General features: G+C 61.0%; 17 protein-coding genes. 12 read left to right on the top strand and 5 right to left on the bottom strand.

Annotated elements, in window-relative coordinates:
• Window positions 1-545 precede the first annotated feature (545 nt).
• From gspG to gspF, 12 genes are all read left to right on the top strand, one after another.
• Entirely contained in the window at window positions 546-986 is a 441-nt protein-coding gene (gspG, locus tag EXZ61_RS04495; RefSeq protein ID WP_142809429.1) for a type II secretion system major pseudopilin GspG, read from the top strand.
• The gene (locus EXZ61_RS04490) at window positions 961-1473 is read left to right on the top strand and encodes a type II secretion system protein (RefSeq protein ID WP_142814102.1); all 513 of its coding nucleotides are present in this window, start codon (window positions 961-963) and stop codon (window positions 1471-1473) included. Before gspG ends, EXZ61_RS04490 begins: the two co-directional genes overlap by 26 nt.
• Window positions 1470-1832, top strand: coding sequence for a type II secretion system minor pseudopilin GspI (gene gspI, locus EXZ61_RS04485; RefSeq protein ID WP_142809427.1), 363 nt, complete (start codon window positions 1470-1472; stop codon window positions 1830-1832). The genes EXZ61_RS04490 and gspI overlap by 4 nt, the downstream gene beginning before the upstream one ends.
• Window positions 1832-2557, top strand: a complete 726-nt coding sequence (locus EXZ61_RS04480) for a PulJ/GspJ family protein (protein WP_142809425.1) — start codon at window positions 1832-1834, stop codon at window positions 2555-2557. Before gspI ends, EXZ61_RS04480 begins: the two co-directional genes overlap by 1 nt.
• Window positions 2554-3600, top strand: coding sequence for a type II secretion system minor pseudopilin GspK (gspK, locus tag EXZ61_RS04475; protein WP_142809423.1), 1047 nt, complete (start codon window positions 2554-2556; stop codon window positions 3598-3600). Before EXZ61_RS04480 ends, gspK begins: the two co-directional genes overlap by 4 nt.
• Window positions 3597-4472 (top strand): type II secretion system protein N, encoded by an 876-nt coding sequence (gene gspN / locus EXZ61_RS04470; RefSeq protein WP_237219088.1) that lies wholly within the window; start codon window positions 3597-3599, stop codon window positions 4470-4472. Before gspK ends, gspN begins: the two co-directional genes overlap by 4 nt.
• A gap of 17 nt (window positions 4473-4489) precedes the next feature.
• Window positions 4490-4966, top strand: a complete 477-nt coding sequence (locus tag EXZ61_RS04465) for a type II secretion system protein N (RefSeq protein WP_142809421.1) — start codon at window positions 4490-4492, stop codon at window positions 4964-4966.
• 127 nt (window positions 4967-5093) lie between these two features.
• Window positions 5094-6440, top strand: coding sequence for a type II secretion system protein GspL (gspL, locus tag EXZ61_RS04460; RefSeq protein WP_142809419.1), 1347 nt, complete (start codon window positions 5094-5096; stop codon window positions 6438-6440).
• Window positions 6437-6910 carry a type II secretion system protein GspM gene (gene gspM, locus EXZ61_RS04455; protein WP_142809417.1) on the top strand — a complete coding sequence of 158 codons (474 nt, stop codon included), beginning with the start codon at window positions 6437-6439 and terminating at the stop codon, window positions 6908-6910. The genes gspL and gspM overlap by 4 nt, the downstream gene beginning before the upstream one ends.
• Before the next feature lie 43 nt (window positions 6911-6953).
• Window positions 6954-9080, top strand: a complete 2127-nt coding sequence (gene gspD / locus EXZ61_RS04450; RefSeq protein WP_142814100.1) for a type II secretion system secretin GspD — start codon at window positions 6954-6956, stop codon at window positions 9078-9080.
• Window positions 9081-9083: 3 nt separating this feature from the next.
• On the top strand, window positions 9084-10472 hold the full coding sequence (locus tag EXZ61_RS04445) for a GspE/PulE family protein (protein ID WP_142809415.1): 1389 nt from the start codon (window positions 9084-9086) through the stop codon (window positions 10470-10472).
• Between the two features lie 26 nt (window positions 10473-10498).
• Complete coding sequence (gspF, locus tag EXZ61_RS04440) at window positions 10499-11731, top strand: type II secretion system inner membrane protein GspF (RefSeq protein WP_142809413.1); 1233 nt, start codon at window positions 10499-10501, stop codon at window positions 11729-11731.
• A 3-nt stretch (window positions 11732-11734) separates the two neighbouring features.
• Here gspF and EXZ61_RS04435 read toward each other — a convergent pair whose 3' ends face one another.
• The 5 genes from EXZ61_RS04435 to htpX all read right to left on the bottom strand — a co-directional run bounded on the left by EXZ61_RS04435 (window position 11735) and on the right by htpX (window position 17471).
• Complete coding sequence (locus tag EXZ61_RS04435) at window positions 11735-12616, bottom strand: DMT family transporter (protein ID WP_142809411.1); 882 nt, start codon at window positions 12614-12616, stop codon at window positions 11735-11737.
• A gap of 19 nt (window positions 12617-12635) precedes the next feature.
• Complete coding sequence (locus EXZ61_RS04430) at window positions 12636-13265, bottom strand: LysE family transporter (RefSeq protein ID WP_142809409.1); 630 nt, start codon at window positions 13263-13265, stop codon at window positions 12636-12638.
• Window positions 13266-13359: 94 nt separating this feature from the next.
• On the bottom strand, window positions 13360-14670 hold the full coding sequence (locus EXZ61_RS04425) for an ABC transporter ATP-binding protein (protein ID WP_142809407.1): 1311 nt from the start codon (window positions 14668-14670) through the stop codon (window positions 13360-13362).
• 10 nt (window positions 14671-14680) lie between these two features.
• Window positions 14681-16411 (bottom strand): ABC transporter permease, encoded by a 1731-nt coding sequence (locus EXZ61_RS04420; RefSeq protein ID WP_142809405.1) that lies wholly within the window; start codon window positions 16409-16411, stop codon window positions 14681-14683.
• A 184-nt stretch (window positions 16412-16595) separates the two neighbouring features.
• Window positions 16596-17471 carry a protease HtpX gene (htpX, locus tag EXZ61_RS04415; protein WP_142809403.1) on the bottom strand — a complete coding sequence of 292 codons (876 nt, stop codon included), beginning with the start codon at window positions 17469-17471 and terminating at the stop codon, window positions 16596-16598.
• Between the last annotated feature and the right edge of the window lie 74 nt (window positions 17472-17545).

The following is a 17545-nucleotide window of genomic DNA, read 5'->3' as shown; positions in this document are numbered from 1 at the left end:
CATCTACGTGCCCACCTAAGCCTGCCGAGCAGGTAAACCTCCCATTGAGCTGGGGCAACCTTGCTACTACGCCGCCGGGTGTACTGACGTATGGGGGGCCCGGATGGACAAGCGATTCGGTACGCGCGTGGCGGGGTACCAACTCAAGGCCAAGCACAACAGCCCAAGGGCCAGAAATGACAAACCCATCATGCTGCGGCCCTCCATTTGGCATCGTTCATCGCTGGTGGTTTGTTGCAAAAGTAGCCTCTAGCGCCCATGGAATATACGCAGCAAGCTATTCATTTAGAAGCAGATCGAAGTGTTCGGCGGCAAGCAGCGCGGCTGATCTCGCCCCACGCGCAGGTGCCGTCGCTAGAGAGGTCAGCCGTAACTTCTCGCTGCGTTTCGGTACCGATGGTGTTGGTAGCCATGTAGCGGCGTCTCCGTCGCATGAATCACACAGCCCGGCGTAACAGTCAGTGACAAAAGGGTGCCGCTGTAGGCTAGCAACGGGGCGCGCATTATCATTGCCGCTCTCTCACCGTTCAAAGCCTTCAGACACCATGCCACAGCTCCTTCATCGCCCTCTTCGCACGGCCCAACGCGGTTTCACCTTGATTGAACTGGTGGTCGTGGTATCTATCTTGGCCTTGCTGGCCGTTATTGTGGTGCCCACGGTGATGGGCCGTTTGGACGACGCGCGCAAAACAGCGGCCAAGACCGATGTAACCAACCTGATGCAGGCGCTCAAGCTCTACAAGCTCGACAATCAGCGCTACCCCACCCAAGAGCAAGGCCTGCAAGCCTTGGTAGCCGCCCCAACGAACGGCCCTAAGGCCACCAACTGGCGCCCCTACATTGAGAAACTGCCCACCGACCCCTGGAAAAACGCCTACCAATACTTGAACCCCGGCCTCAAGGGTGAGGTCGATGTGCTGTCCTTCGGTGCGGACGGCCAAGCAGGGGGTGAGGGTGACAATGCCGACATTGGTAGCTGGCAGTAAAACACGCCCCTACCGCTCTGGCGCTTGGCGCCGCACCACGCGTGGCTTTACCCTGCTAGAGCTCATGGTGGTGATCACCATCATCGCGTTTGCGACGGCCGCGCTCTCGCTAGCCATGCAAGACTCCCAACACACCATGCTGGCCAAAGAGGCCCAAAGCTTGGCCGCAAGCCTAGAGGCTGCACGCGCCCAAGCCCGCGCACAGGGCCAAGCCGTGCGCTGGCGCATGGTGCCCCAAGGGCTTGTGCGCGAAGGCACGCCCCCAACGCCCAATGCCAGCAAGCCTGAACTGGCCTACACCTGGTCCAGCGCCAGCGTGACAGGAAGCACCGCCCAGGCCCTGCTGCTTGGCCCCGAGCCCATCATTCCGGCGCAAAGCATTCGCCTGTGGAGCCCTGACGCGCCCCAGATTGCGCTGCAAGTCAGCACCGACGGCCTGCGCCCTTTTGTCGTGAGCCCCGCGCCCGGGCTTGCTAACGCGCCATGACACGCACGCGCCTGCAGGGCTTTACCCTGATTGAGGTGCTGGTGGCGCTGGCTATTGTGTCTACCGCCCTGATAGCAGGCATGCATGCAACCGCGTCTTTGCGTCTGAACTCGGAACGCCAAACCGACCGCGTACTGGCCCAGCTCTGCGCTGAAAATACGCTGGCCCAAGTGCGCTTGAGTAAACAATTTCCCGATGTAGGTGACAGCACCAGCAGCTGCGTGCAAGCCGGCCGCACCCTCACGGTGCTGGTGCATGTGCAGCCCACCCCGAATCCCAACTTTCGCAAAGTGCAAGCACAGCTCAGCCTAGAAGACCGCGCCGTGTTGCAACTCAGCACCGTGGTGGGACGCTATTGATGGCACAGCATGCATGCGCTGCCCGCGCGCAACACGGCTTCACCCTGATTGAGCTTTTGGTGGCGCTGTCCATCATGGCGGTGATTGCGGTGGTGGGCTGGCGCGCGCTAGACGGCATGCACATGGGCGTGGGCCACAGCCGCGACTACGGGGACGCCGTGCTCACCGTGGACGCAGGCCTGTCCCAATGGGTGGCCGATCTGGACGCCATGACCGAACTGGCCAACACCACCCCGCTGGACTGGGATGGCCGCACGCTGCGCCTCACCCGGCGCCACAGCGCGGACCCCAGTGCAGGGGCTGTGGTGGTGGCTTGGAGCCTGCGTGAAGTGGCTGGGGTACAGCAGTGGATGCGATGGCAGTCCGCCCCGGTGCAAAGCCGCCTGAACTGGCTGGCCGCGTGGCAAGCAGCGCAGTTATGGGCTGCCACTGGCGCGGTGCCTAGCAGCACACTGCAGAGCAACACCAGCGGCAACAGTACCCAGGCCAGCCAAGCAGCCTTTGCCACCGCGGTGGTGCCCATCAGCGCGTGGCAGCTCACCTACTTTCGAGAAGGGGCTTGGAGCAATGCGCTCTCCAGCCCCGGCACCGACAAAGACGCGCTGGCCGCGGCGGCCATTCCAGAAGGTATACAGCTGATGCTAGAGCTTGCGGCCCCGCACCCCTTGGCCGGTACGCTGACGCGCGCTTGGGTGCGCCCCACATCGCCCCCCCTGCCCCCATGAAGCCGCTCACACCCTTGCGCGCGCGCCAAAAAGGCGCTGCCATTCTGACGGCCATGCTCTTGGTCACGCTGGTGGCCACCTTGAGCGCTACGGCCCTGTGGCAGCAATGGCGCGGCATTGAAATTGAAACCGCCGAGCGCAGCCGGGTGCAAAGTGCGTGGATTCAGCAAGGCGCGCTGGACTGGGCCCGACTGCTACTGCGCGAAGATGTGCGCACCCTAGACCACTTGGGCGAGCCCTGGGCGGTGGGCTTGCAAGAAGCCCGTCTGGCCACATTTTTGGCCAGCCAGTCTGATGCGGTGGTGGGCACGGGCCTTGAAGACGGCCTGACCCAGGCGTTTTTGTCTGGCCGCATCGAAGACCTGCAAGCCCGCCTGAATGTGACCAGTCTGCTGCAGCCCAATGGGCAAGAAGACAAGCCCACGGTGGCCGCTTTTACCCGGCTGTTTGCCAGCCTGCAGTTGCCGCCTGACGAGCTCAGCACCATGGTCCGCCAGTTGAAACTGGCCGTGGGCAGCGAGGCAGACACGCCCGCAGCTTCTGACCCAGGTGGCGGGCAAGGCAGTGCAGCCGCACCCACCAAACCGAAAGTTTCCAATATAGATGGGCCGCTGCTGCCCCGTACGGTGGACCAGTTGGCGTGGTTGGGGCTGTCGCGCACCAGCATAGCGGCGCTGGCACCTTACATCACGGTGCTCAAGGAACGCACGCCTGTGAACCTGAACACGGCCTCAGCGCTGGTACTGGCGGCCAGCATCAAAGACCTACCCTTGTCAGAGGCGCAACGCATGCTGACAGCGCGCGCGCAAGCGCCCTTTCAGACCTTGGAAGACGCGAAACGCGCCATCCCCGCATTGGCTGCCAACCTGCTGGAAGGCCAACACAGCGTCAATACCCGCCATTTTGAAATACACACCCAGTTGCGGCTGGACGCGCTGGTGAGCTTGGAAGATGCCGTGGTGCAACGCAATGCAGCGGGCGAAGTGCGTGTGCTTTGGCGCCAGCGCGGCACCCAACTCTTGAACCAACGCAAGCCCCCATGATGCGCAAACGCCCCTCCGCCGCCGCAAGCCTTGCCAGACTGGCACCTGCACGCACCCGGCCATCTACCCCATCTTCCTCGCGTGCACCGTGGGCGTGGTTGATCTGCGGGCTCCTGCTGGGACTGCTGCTGTGCACGCTGGTGTTTGCGCCCGCACGTTGGCTGGCGGGGGCGGTCAGCGCCATCTCCCAGGACCGCGTGCAACTGCGTGCGCCCCAGGGTACGGTGTGGCAGGGCTCGGCCCAATTGCTGCTGTCAGCAGGTGCCGACAGCGTGACGAGCACCCAGCTCCCCAGCCGCTTGCAGTGGCGCTTGCGCCCCCACGCAGACGGGTTTGCGCTGGACCTGGCTGCAGATTGCTGCTTGTCGGGCACATGGCAGTGGACGATCACCCCCCACCTCGACGGCTTGACTCTGCGCTTGGGCGACCTGAGCCCCAGCGCGCCCCTGCATTGGCCAGCGGCTTTGCTGACCGGCTTGGGTACGCCCTGGAACACCTTGCAGCTGCAAGGCGAAATGCAGGCCACGGTGCAGCAGTTTGCGCTGCAAATGCATGGCAACACCGTCTTGTTTACCGGCCAGTTGCAGCTCGATGCCTTGGATCTATCTACCAGCTTGTCCACCCTCAAGCCCATGGGCAGTTACCGGGTGCAGCTGCTCGGTACGCAGCAAGGGCGCAACACGCCGCCCACCCTGACTTTGAGCACCCTGCAAGGTGAGTTGCAACTCCAGGGCCAAGGAGACTGGAGCCAGGGCCACTTGCGCTTTAATGGCGAGGCCAGCGCCTCTCCCGAGCGGATGGAGGCAATGGGCAATTTGTTAAATATCATTGGACGGCGTGACGGAACGCGCTCTTTGATACAAATCCACTAACCCGCTTTCACGCCACCATGCTAACCACCCCCCAAGCTCCCCCCATTTGGACCGTGCGGTTTTTCACGCTGCTATTGGCCTTGGCGGCAGGTGCCTGCGCAGCCTATTGGTGGCTCAAGTTGCCTGGGGCAGACCTGCAGAGCGCGGGCGCCCCAGCGACTACCCCAGCGGTCATCACCGACGTCGCGGCTGTTGCCAGCGCCTTGGGCTACAGCGCCAAAGCGGCGCCAGTGCCGCCTGAGGCCACGCCGCAAGCCACCTCCAGCCGCTTTACCCTCTTAGGGGTGGTGGCCGACACGCGCAACACCGGGTCTGCACTCATTGCCGTAGACGGGCAAGCAGCCAAGGCGTTTGCCGTGGGAGCATTGGTCGCACCAGGGTGGGCGGTGAAGTCGGTGCAGGGGCGCTCGGCAACATTGGCCGACCCGGACACCCCACAATCGGATGGCTTGGTGCTGCAAATGGCCCCTTTACCCACTGTGACCCTGCCATGACATCGCCAGGCGCGCAACGGCACCCCATGCCTAGACAAGGCGTTTTGCAACAAGGCGTATTTCTAAGTGCAATGCGGGCTGTGCTTCGTACAATGGTTGCTCCTCCACCGGCTGTGGTTTCCCACGCATGAACACCCTTCTGATCACCCTGCCTTTGACCGACGACCCAGATCCCAGCCGTCTGGAGTACGTGTTGTCGGACGATGGTCGCGCGGTGGAGGCACAAGGCAGCGCCAACCTGGATGAGTTGCAAAAGCACAGTGCCCAGGCGCACACGGTCATTGCGATAGTGCCGGGGCGGGCCTTGTCTTGGCACCAAGTGCACATGCCCGCAGGCACCTTGTCCCAGGGCATGTTCCAAGGCCAGCAAGTGCAGCGCCAACGGGCCGTGCTTGAAGGCCTGCTTGAAGACCAGCTGCTGGACGAGCCCGCGCAGATGCACTTTGCCCTGCAACCCCAGCCCCGCGCTGGCCAGCCCGTGTGGGTGGGTGTGTGCCACCGCGCATGGTTGCAAACCAGCTTGGACGCCTTGCGCAAGGCAGGCATGAGCCCGCACCGCGTGGTGCCCGAGTGGTCGCCCGACTTGCCGTATGCGCCGTCGCCTGTGAAGCGGCGTACCGTGTCCAGACTGTGGGTCCGTGGCACACGCTGGGCAGAGACCATGACGTCAGAATTCGCCAGCCAGTCCGCCTTGTGGCTGCTGGGGCCCCAGGATGCGCCCCACTTGGTGTGGGCAGACGCCCATGGCGTGCACCAACTCCCGCTGCCCAGCACGAGCGGCACTGGCCTGCCAGAGCCAGCCGCCAGCCTGTTGCCGGCCCACTTGGCCGCGCATGCGGAACTCATTGCCGAACCCGCAGTCGCCCGTTTGGCGCAGGCACTGTTTGGGCGCGATGCCGAAGTGCAAACCAGCGCGCAGCGCCGCCTCATGGCCCGCCACACCGAATGGGACCTCGCCCAAATGGACCTGGCCCGCCAAAGCCCCTTGTGGAGTCGCGTGCGTGAGACGGCACTCCAGCTGTGGAGCGCGCCACACTGGCGCCCTGCACGCTGGGCGGCTGGGGCCTTAGTCGCTGCCCAATTGGTGGGGCTTAACGTGTACGCCTGGCAAGCACAGGCCCAGTTAAGCACGCAGCGCGCAGCCATCCGCAACACACTCACCAGCACCTTTCCGCAGGTTACCGTGGTGGTGGACCCACTGCTGCAAATGCAACGTGCGGTGGGGGGCTTGCGCCAGGCCAGTGGTACGGCGTCTGAACGTGACCTTGAGACCATGCTCAGCGCATGGGGCGCTGCTGCCACCGCTACGGGTGGTTCTGGCCCTAGCGCCCTCGAATACTTGCCAGGCGAACTGCGCCTGAGCGGAACCGGCCTGGCCCCTGAGGCGCAAGAACGTGTGGCACCGCTGCTGGCCGCACGGAGTCTCAGCCTACGCACAGACGGCGACCTGGTGATCCTGAGCCCGCGACCATGAAACCACAAGACCTTCTCCCCCTCTGGCAGGGCCTGAGCGCCAGGGACCAACGCTTACTCAAAGTGGCGGCAAGCGCCTTGCTTTCGGCGCTGGTGTGGCTATTGGCCGTAGCGCCCGCCCTGAGGACCTTGCAGCAGTTTGAGCCGCAGTACCGAGCGCAAGAGACACAGCTCCAGGCGATGTTGGCCTTGCAAACCCAGGCGCAAAAACTGCAAGGCCAGGTGAGTCTGAGCCCCGCCCAAGCGGCCGTGCGCCTCAAAACGAGCGCACAAGCCGCATTTGGCAGCCAAGCCGAGGTGCGCTTGCAAGACCAAGAAGCCACGATCACACTGCAAGGCGTTGCACCCGAGGTGCTGGCGCAGTGGCTTGCCACTGCGCGCACCGATGCACACGCCCTGCCCACCCAAGCTAAGCTCAGCCGTACCGCCAATGGCTGGTCTGGGACTCTACGCATGGCCCTGCCGTCATAACCCGAGGGCAACGCACGCCATGGCCACCCCACTCTGCACCGATATGCACACCACGCCGTCTTATCGCTTACGCCCTCTAGCGCATGCATTTGCTATTCAATTAATAGCTGCCTGCGCTTTATTTATGGGCGCAAATGCCATTTTTAGCCCTTCAGCACATGCACAAACGGCCTCTGCTGCCGTCAAACGTGGCGAACCCGTCACGCTGAACTTCAACAACGCAGACATTGAGTCCGTGGCGCGCACCATGGCGGCCATTACGGGGCGCAATGTGGTGGTGGACCCCCGCGTGAAGGGCAATATCACCCTCACCACAGACAGCCCGGCCTCACCCGCGCGGGCGTTCAATCTGTTTGTGTCTACCCTGCGCTTGCAAGGCTTTACGGTGGTCAATAGCGAGGGCATTGACAAAGTGGTGCCAGAGGCAGACGCTAAATTGCAAAGCACCGCCGTGGGTGCCATAGACGGCGGCGCACCTGCCACCGCAGGTGGTGCGACCAACCAACTTGCCACCCAAATCATTCGCCTGCAGTACGAGAACGCCAACAACTTGGTGGCCATTTTGCGGCCGCTGATTTCGCCAAATAACACCATTAACGTGAACCCGGGCAATAACGCACTGGTGATTACCGACTACGCCGACAACCTGCGCCGCCTGGCCCGCATCATTGCGGCCTTAGACGTGCCCAATGCCACCGATTTAGAGGTGGTGCCACTCAAAAACACCAGCGCCTCAGACATTGCCCCCTTGTTGCAACGCTTGCTCGACAATGCGGGGGGGCCAGCGGGCGGTGCTGACTCGGGGGCTAAAACCACCGTACTGGCCGAGACGCGCACCAATGCACTGATTCTGCGTGCCCCCAACCAAGCGCGATTGAACTTGGCGCGCTCCCTGATTGAGCGCTTGGACAAAACCCTGCCCGAGAACGCCAACGGCGCAGCCGGCAACATCTACGTGGTGTACCTGAAAAACGCCAACGCAACTCAGCTGGCCACAACCTTGCGTGCGGCCTTAAGTGGCGACGCACGCGCCGCAGGGAGCGCCGCTTCCGCAGGATCCTCCGCTGCGGCAGGTGGGAGCGTCACAGGCGGCGCCCCCACAACGGGCGGCCAAATTCAGGCTGACACCAGCACCAACTCTTTGGTCATCACGGCCACCGAACCGCAGTACCGCCAGATCCGAGCGGTGATTGACAAGCTCGACGCGCGCCGGGCCCAAGTCTATGTGGAGAGCCTGATTGCCGAGGTCAGCTCTGAAAAAGCCGCTGAATTCGGCATTCAGTGGCAAGGCGCATCGGGGAATAAGGGCGACAGTGCCATTGGGCTTTTGGGCACCAACTTTGGCTCGGGCGGCAAAAACATTTTGAACTTAGCCAGCGCTGCAGCAGGCTCTTTGGCACCAGCCCAAGGCTTGAATATTGGCGTGGCCACGCAAACCAATGGCGTGTATGTGCTGGGCCTCTTGGCGCGTTTTATAGAAAGCACGGGCAGCGGCAATGTACTGTCTACCCCCAACTTGCTCACGCTAGACAACGAAGAGGCCAAGATCGTCATCGGCAAAAGCGTGCCCTTTGTAACCGGACAGTTCACCAATACGGGGGGCGGCAACGGCAGTTCGGTCAACCCCTTCCAGACCATTGAGCGCAAAGACGTGGGGCTGACGCTCAAGGTCAAACCGCAGATTAGCGAGAACGGCACCGTGCGCATGTCGATCTACCAAGAGGTGTCCAACATCGACTCGGCCACGGTCAGTTCAGCCAACGGCCCTACCACCAGCAAACGCACCATTGAGTCGAACGTACTGGTGGACGATGGCGCGGTGGTGGTGCTGGGCGGCTTGCTGTCGGACGACTACGCAGGCGGCCAAGACCGCGTGCCCGGCTTGGCGGACATTCCCTTGTTTGGCAACCTGTTCAAGAGCGAAAGCCGAAGCCGCAAAAAGACCAACTTGATGGTGTTTTTGCGCCCCGTGGTCATTCGCGATGCTGCCGCCTCTGACCGGCTGGCGCTGGACCGCTATGAACTTATGCGTGCCAACCAACAAGCGGCCCAACCCGAGCCCAGCCGCGTGCTGCCTGTCAATGACTCCGTCGTCTTGCCGCCTTTGAGCCGTCCCACACCTGCCACGCCTACGGCACCGGCAGGCGTGCCTGCGCCCTTGGCCCAATAAAGCATGTCGTTCCCCCTTCCCTACGCGTTTGCACGCTCCCAGCAGTTGCTGCTGGATGAAGTGGCAGGCACGCGAACCTTGTTTGTGCACGCTGCTACGCCTGCTTCCGCCTTGGGAGAGGTGATGCGCAAGCACAAGCCCCATGTGGTGCAGGTGCTACCGGCCGCGACCCTGGCACAAAACATCAGCGTGGCCTACGCACAAGGCGAGTCCAGCGCGGCCAGCGTGGTGAACGAAGTACAGGGCGAGGCCGACTTGGCCCGCATGATGCAAGAGCTGCCCGCCGTGGAAGACTTGCTCGAAACTGCGGACGATGCGCCCATCATCCGCATGCTCAATGCCTTGCTGACGCAGGCCGCGCGCGATGGGGCCAGTGACATCCATATTGAGCCGTACGAGCGCCAGTCGTGCGTGCGCTTTCGGGTGGACGGCACCTTGCGCGAAGTGGTGCAAGCCCACCGTGCTTTGCATGCCGCCATGATTTCACGCCTGAAAATCATGGCCGATTTGGACATATCAGAGAAACGTTTGCCGCAAGACGGCCGTATCAGCCTGCGCATTGGCACCCGCGCGGTAGACGTGCGGGTGAGCACCTTGCCAAGCGCCCATGGCGAGCGCGCGGTGCTGCGCTTGTTAGACAAGAGCCAAGACCAGCTCAGCTTGGAAGCGGTGGGCATGCAAGGTGCGGTGCTCACAGAATTTGAATCGCTGGTGGCCCAGCCCCATGGCATTTTGTTGGTCACCGGCCCGACGGGCTCGGGCAAAACCACCACGCTGTATGCCGCGCTGCAACGCCTGGACGCAGGCCGCCAAAACATCATGACGGTGGAAGACCCGATTGAATACGAGCTCGCTGGCATTGGCCAAACCCAGGTCAACCCCAAGATTGAACTCACCTTTGCCAAGGCCCTGCGCGCCATCCTGCGCCAAGACCCAGACGTGATCATGATCGGTGAAATCCGCGACTTTGAGACGGCGCAAATCGCGATTCAGGCCTCGCTCACGGGCCACTTGGTGCTCGCCACCTTGCACACCAACGACGCCGCCAGCGCGGTCACGCGGCTGATTGACATGGGCATTGAGCCGTTTTTGCTGAGCTCGTCGCTGCGTGGCGTGTTGGCCCAGCGCTTGGTGCGCAAGCTGTGCACGCACTGCCAAGGCCGTGGCTGCGCCCACTGCGCCCACACCGGCTACAGCGGGCGCACGGGCGTGTTTGAACTGCTGACCTTTGATGCCGACATGGCCGCCCACATCCACAGCAATGCATCAGAAGCCAGTATCCGCGACGCCGCATTGGCCAAGGGCATGGTGCTGATGCGTGACGATGGCGAGCGCCTGTTGGCAGCCGGCATTACCAGCCGTGAAGAACTGCTGCGCGTGGTACGCGACTAGCGCACGCCCCACCTCTCTCGCGCCCTATGCCAGCCTACGCTTACGAAGCCCTCACGCCCGAAGGCAAAACCCGCAAAGGCGTGCTAGACGCCGACTCGGCCAAGGCCGCCCGTGGTCTGTTACGTGCGCAAAAACTAGTGCCTTTGGCGGTGGACGCTTTGGCCGGCGCGCCGGGTGCAACAGGAAGCACGGGCACTGGCGCGAGGGCATGGGGCAAACGCCGTGCTTTTAGCCCCAACCAACTGGCCATCTGGACGCGCCAACTTGCCGGCCTTGTATCTGCAGGCTTGCCGCTAGAGCGTGCACTAACTTCACTCACAGACGAGTCTGAACACCCTGCCCAGCGGGATGTGACGGCCACGCTGCGCGCCGAGGTGAACGCAGGCTCGCCCTTGGCCAAAGCCATGGCCCAGCACCCCCAGGAGTTCTCCCATGTGTTTGTCGCGGTGATTGGTGCTGGCGAACACAGCGGCAGCTTAGGGATGGTGCTAGACCGCTTGGCCGACGACTTGGAAGAGCAACAAAACCTGCGCGCCAAGCTCTTGGGCGCTGCCTTGTACCCGGCCATTGTGTGCGTGGTGGCGCTGGTCATTGTGCTGTTTTTGCTGGCGTTTGTGGTGCCCCAGGTCACGGCCGTGTTTGCACGCTCGCACCAAGCGCTGCCCTTGCTCACACGCATCATGCTGGGCATCAGCGACTTGGTGCGGGGCTATGGCTGGGTGCTGCTAATCGCTATGGTTTCAATAGCTTTAGGCGCACGCTGGGCGCTGGCCAGAGACGCACTTCGCATCAAATACGACGCATTTTTCTTGACACTACCGGTAGTGGGTCGCTTGGCACGTGGATACAACGCAGCACGCTTTGCCAGCACGCTGGCCATGCTAAGTGCCGCAGGTGTGCCGATTTTGAAAGCCCTGCAAGCGGCTGCCGACACCTTGTCCAACCAGGCCATGCGTGACGATGCATTGCAAGCTTTGGTGTTAGTGCGTGAAGGTGCGCCCTTGGCCAGTGCCTTGGGCCACAAGCAACGCTTTCCGCCGCTACTGGGCATGTTTGCCCGCTTAGGCGAACAAACAGGCAAATTGCCTGACATGCTGGAGCGTGCTGCTAAGCAACTGCGCGCAGAGGTGCAGCGGCGTGCCATGGCCTTGGCCACTGTTTTGGAGCCCCTGCTCATTGTGGTGATGGGCTTGGTGGTCATGCTCATTGTGCTGGCCGTGCTCATGCCCATCATCCAGCTCAACGAGCTGGTGAAGTAGCGCCTAAGGCTTGGCCACCACGGGCCGGGTAGCGCCCCACAGACCGGCCAAACACAGTGCAATGCCTGCTGCCGACACCGCAGTGGGACGCCAGCCCTCAAACAGGGCAGATACCACCAAGGCGATCACAGGAATCACCATGCCCATGAGCGCTGCACGGCCCGGGCCCTGGCGCTGCGCCAGTTTGAAATACAGCAAAAACGCAGCGACTGAACCGAAGGCGCTCAAATACACCAGCGACGCCCAGTAGGTCCATCGGGCGTCCACCACAAAGGCAATGCCAGAGGCGGCGGCCACCAGCACCAGCGTGAGTGCGCCGTAGCCCATGCTCCACGCCAGCACCGGCACCAAAGACAGCCCACCCCGGGTGAGGCGCAGCGTCAGCACGTTGCCCACTGTGGCAAAACTAATGGCCATCAAAGCCCAAGCCATGCCCACCCACACGCCGGTGTTGGCCTGCGCCGCAGCAATATCGGGCCAAAAGATCAAGGCAATGCCGAACACGCCCACACCCGAAAAAGCCATGAAGCGTCGGGTCATCGGCTGCCCAAAGAACAGTGCCCCGGCCATGGCATTGCTAAAAATCATGAGCGTAAACACCACGGCCACCAAGCCCGAAGCCAAATGCTGCTCGGAGTGGTAGGTGCTCATGTAGTTAAAGCCATACTGCACCGCCCCCGTCAGCATGAGCCACAGATGCATGCGCGGTGGCACCCGCAGCGACTCACCACGCCAGCGGGCTATAGAAAACAACATGGCGCTTGCCAAACCGAAACGCAGCGCCACGGAATGCAAAACAGACACTTCGCCCAACTGGTAAAGAATGGTGTGCCAAGTGGTGGCCCAGATCAGCGTGGGCACCCAAAACAAAAAACGGTCGGACATACGGCGCGCCAAGACCGGTTCAATCTGCGCGCTTGAAGAGTGCGAGCAAGCCGCCGGCCACCACAAAGAAACTGCCAAACACGCGGTTGAGCAAACGAATGTGGGCAGGCGACTTCAAAGCCCCCAACACCCGCGCAGCCAATGCCGTGTAGCCGGCCATCACGACCAAGTCGGTAAATCCAATCGTTGCGCCAATCACCACGTACTGCATCAGCAGTGGCCTTGAGAGGTCCATGAACTGCGGCACCACGGCCAGCAAAAACACCGTGCCTTTGGGGTTGACGGCATTGATCATCCAGCCCTTGAGCACCATGGAGCGCCAAGTTTGGGTGGGGCCTGGCTCATCTTGCGCCACCATGGGCGTTGCAGGTGCGCGCCACTGGGCAATCCCTAAGTACACCAAGTACGCCACCCCCAACCACTTGACCAGCGCAAACGCCGTGGCGGAAGCGGCAACCAAGGCCCCCAGCCCCACGCCCACCACCAGCACTTGCGTCCAGATACCCAGAATCAAACCCATGGTGGTGATGTAGCCCCGGCGAAAGCCGTGATTGAGCCCTGCGCTCATAGCGGCCACGGCACCTGCGCCCGGCGAAATACTGATGGCCCACGACGCCGCAAAAAACGCCAGCCAAGTTGAAAATTCCATGGTGAATATCCGTCAAGAAGGGGTTGGGGTTGTAACACACCCATCAGGCACATGCGCCACCAGTGGGCGCATGGCGGCTCTCTTGCTCTTGCCCTTATGACGTTGGGGCGTCGTCTACCTCGGGCAGCTGAATCATGCCGGTGTTGTAGTTGTAGCTATAGACCTCGCCATAGCGGCCCCACTCAATGGCGACATTGAGCACGCGCTCGGCCTCTTCGCGGTCCAAGCTGTCGCGCAACATGGCCAAGAAGTGCTCTTCTTTGATCTCGCCAGCAGGCTCTTGTTGCAGGCTATGGTGAATATGCGCTGCCAACGGAATGCGCTTGAGCAACTGCTTGGCAAACAAGGCTTGCCGAGCATCGTTTTCGGCGGCGACATAGCTCTTGCCCAGCTCGGTCACGTTCAAGTCACCACTCTCCAACTCAGCAAACTCCAGCAAGGCCAAGGCCTCTGCCACTGGCAGGAGCTCTTCATCAGTGAGTTCGGTTTCTTCGGCCAGCTGTGGCAAGTCGGCATGTCCGGTGAACGGGTCGTCCATGAGGCGCTCCAGCAAGCCCTCCATCAAGCCGATGTCGGCATCCGGCAAGCGCGCATCCAAGCGCATAGGCTCCACTTCCTCGGATGCTTTGCCACTGCGCAAGCGCCCTGCCGTCATGACGGCATAGATCTCGTCCACCAAAGTGCGCACGCCCTCGCTATCGGCATCACGCGGGCGGGGCAAGTCCACCCGCATCTCGTAGCGCACACGTCCAGGGTCGCTGGCAAATATCAGCACGCGGTCCGCCATCATCACGGCTTCTTGGATGTTGTGCGACACCACCAAAATGGCTTTGGTGGAGATTTGCTGCGCCTCCCACAACTCCAAAATATCGTCACGCAAACGCTCGCCGGTCAGCACATCCAAGGCGGAGAAGGCTTCGTCCATTAACAGCACATCGGGGTCGACTACCAGCGCACGCGCAATGCCCACACGCTGGCGCATGCCACCTGAGAGCTCCCGTGGCAAAGCGCCTTCAAAGCCGGACAAGCCAATCAGGTCAATGACCTTTTCCGCCCGCTTTTCGCGCTCAGCGCGCGGCACACCTTGTGCCTCTAGGCCAATTTCCACGTTTTGCTGCACGGTCAACCATGGAAACAGCGCAAACGACTGAAACACCATGCTGATGCCGCGCGCAGGTCCATACAGGGGTTGCCCCCGGTACAACACATCACCCCGATCTGCGGACACCAAGCCGGCCATGATGCGCAAAAGCGTCGATTTGCCAGAACCCGACTGGCCTAAGAGCGCCACGATCTCGCGCTCACGCAAAGTGAAATCGACGTTGTCCAACACCGTGCGCGGCGCACCGTCGGCTGAGTTGAAGGACTTGCCGACGGCCTTCAGATCCACAATGGTTTGTTTCAATTTTTGCTTCCTAGAAATGCATGCGGTCTTCAGCCATACGGTACAGCCTGCGCCACACAAAGTGGTTGAGCGACATCACGTACACGCACATCACGCCAATACCCAGGGCGATGCGTGGAAAGTCCCCGCCGGCCGTCATTTCTGCGATGTAGCTGCCAATGCCATGCGCTTGCACCGTGGTGTCACCCCAAGTCACATATTCAGACACGATGCTGGCGTTCCACGAGCCGCCACTGGCGGTGATGGCCCCGGTCACAAAGCTGGGGAACACTGCTGGCAACAGATAGCGCCGCCAGCGCAAAGAACCTTTTAAACCCAAGTTCCGCGCAGCAAAGCGCAGCTCTGTGGGAATGGTCGATGCACCTGCAATCACGTTGAACAGCAAGTACCACTGGGTGCCAAAAATCATGAGCGGCGAGAGCCAAATGTCCGGTGTGAGATGGAACTTCACAATCACCACCACAAACACCGGAAACATGAGGTTGGCTGGAAACGCCGCCAAGAACTGCGCAATGGCTTGCACCCGTGCTGCAATGCTGGGGTTCATGCCAATCCAGATACCAACAGGCACCCACACCAAAGCCGCTAAGGCAATCAAGACCATCACACGGATAAAGGTGTAAAAGCCCAGCACAAACACATGCCCAACCTCAGCCCAACCGACCTCGGTGTGGATGAACACAGCCAAACGCCAAGACGCAAAAATGATCAGTGCCGCCAAGATCGCATCCCATATACGCACCATGGTTTGCGAGGGCTCCGCGGTCCTGGCTTTGATGGAGGTGCCGTCATGGTGTTTGCGAAAGAAGGCAAAACTGCGGTTGAGCCCAGCGGCAATCAGGTCGCCTATTGACTGCAAGCGCTCGGTACGGCGCAACCAGGTAAGCAGCCATGAGGTCTGGTTTTGCGCTCCCCCAACTTCTTCAAACCGAAACTTATCGGCCCATGCCAACAACGGGCGAAAGAACAGCTGGTCATAGAGCAACACGCCAATCAACATGGCGCCCACTGCCAAGCCAATGGCGCCCAGGTCTTTGGCCTCGATTGCCATGGCGATGTATGACCCCACACCCGGTAGTTTGATGTTTTGGTTGGACACCGAAATGGCCTCGGACGCCACCACAAAAAACCAACCACCAGACATCGACATCATCATGTTCCACAGCAAGGATGGCATGGCGTAAGGCATGTCCAAACGCCAAAACCGCTGCCAACCGGAGAGCTGGAACACCTTGGATGCCTCCGCCAATTCAGCGGGTACGGTTCTAAAGGACTGGTACAGGCTAAATGCCATGTTCCACGCTTGTGAGGTAAAGATCGCAAAAATAGCCGCGCACTCCACCCCAAACAAGCTGCCGGGGAACAAGGCGATGAACCCTGTCACCGTGATGGAGAGAAAACCCAAAATCGGAATGGACTGCAAAATATCCAACACCGGGACCAAAAACTTCTCAGCCGCAGGGTACTTGGTCGCTAAGACCGCAAACACCACACTAAAGACCAAGGAAGCGCCCATCGCCATAAACATGCGCAGGGTTGTCCTGAGCAAGTAGTACGGCAAGTAGGCAATGTCCAGCGAAATCGGCAACTCCGTGCCAATTTGATAGGGTGTGGCCATTTGGCGAGCGCCAAAACACAGCACCACGATGACCGCCAACACCAAGGGTAGAAGTGCCCAGTCCCAACGGTTGCCACCGGCCTCGACCACCTGCCGAGGAAAGAACGTTTTAGGAGTGAACATGGGCGCAGGGCATGTCAAAAGTCGGAGAGGCGCCGAGTCTACTGCGCGTGGCCCGGCTGCTCTATGACTTTACACAACTTTGCGTTGCGTTGCCCCTATTTGGCGCTCAAAAAAAAGCCCCATGCTCACGAAGCATGGGGCTTTGCAGGAGAACGCGGCACCAAACGAGGCGCGCTATGCCCAATCAACCTTGTGTGTTTTGCAAGGCAGCAATGCGCTCTTCAATCGGTGGATGGGTAGAAAACAGCTGGCCAATGCCGCCGGCAATGCCCATGGCGGCCACACTCTTAGGCAACTCACCGGGCACCATGCCGCCCAAGCGCGCCAAGGCGTTCACCATGGGTTGCTTGCGGCCCATGAGTTGCGCGGCACCGGCGTCAGCGCGGAATTCGCGCTGGCGCGAGAACCAGGCCACGATGATGGCCGCCACAAAGCCCAGCACGATGTCCAGCACAATGGTGGTCACGTAATAGCCAATGCCGGGGCCTGAGCGATTCTCGTTGTTCTTGTTCAAGAAGCTGTCCACGGCGTAACCAATCACCCGGCTCAAGAACACCACAAAGGTGTTCATCACGCCTTGAATCAGCGTCATGGTGACCATGTCGCCATTGGCAATGTGGGCGACCTCATGGCCAATGACGGCTTCAATTTCTTCGCGGGTCATGCCGCGCAACAAACCGGTAGAGACAGCTACCAGGGCAGAGTTTTTGAACGCGCCGGTGGCAAACGCATTGGGCTCGCCCTCAAAAATACCGACTTCAGGCATACCGATGCCGGCTTTGTCTGCAAACTTGCGCACGGTGTCCACAATCCAAGCTTCGTCCGCATTTTGGGGCTGCTGAATAATTTGCACACCCGAGGTCCACTTGGCCATGGGCTTGCTGATCAACAAGGATATGAATGCACCCCCAAAGCCCATGATCAAGGCAAAGCCCAGCAATGCGGTGAGGTTCAGGCCGTTGGCAGTGAGGAACTTGTTGACCCCCAGCAAACTAGCCACCAAGCCCAACACCAGCACGATGGCCAAGTTGGTCATCACGAACAAAATAATACGTTTCATCGGTTTCTCCAAAAACTGGCCCTCGCAAGAGCCACAGTGCCTAATGGTAAAGGCGTTTCAAAGGGTTTCAAGAC

This window comes from Rhodoferax aquaticus, assembly GCF_006974105.1.
Lineage (GTDB): Bacteria > Pseudomonadota > Gammaproteobacteria > Burkholderiales > Burkholderiaceae_C > Allorhodoferax > Allorhodoferax aquaticus_A.
The sequence above is the reverse complement of the archived record's forward strand: the minus strand, read 5'-3'. Positions and strand labels throughout refer to the sequence as shown.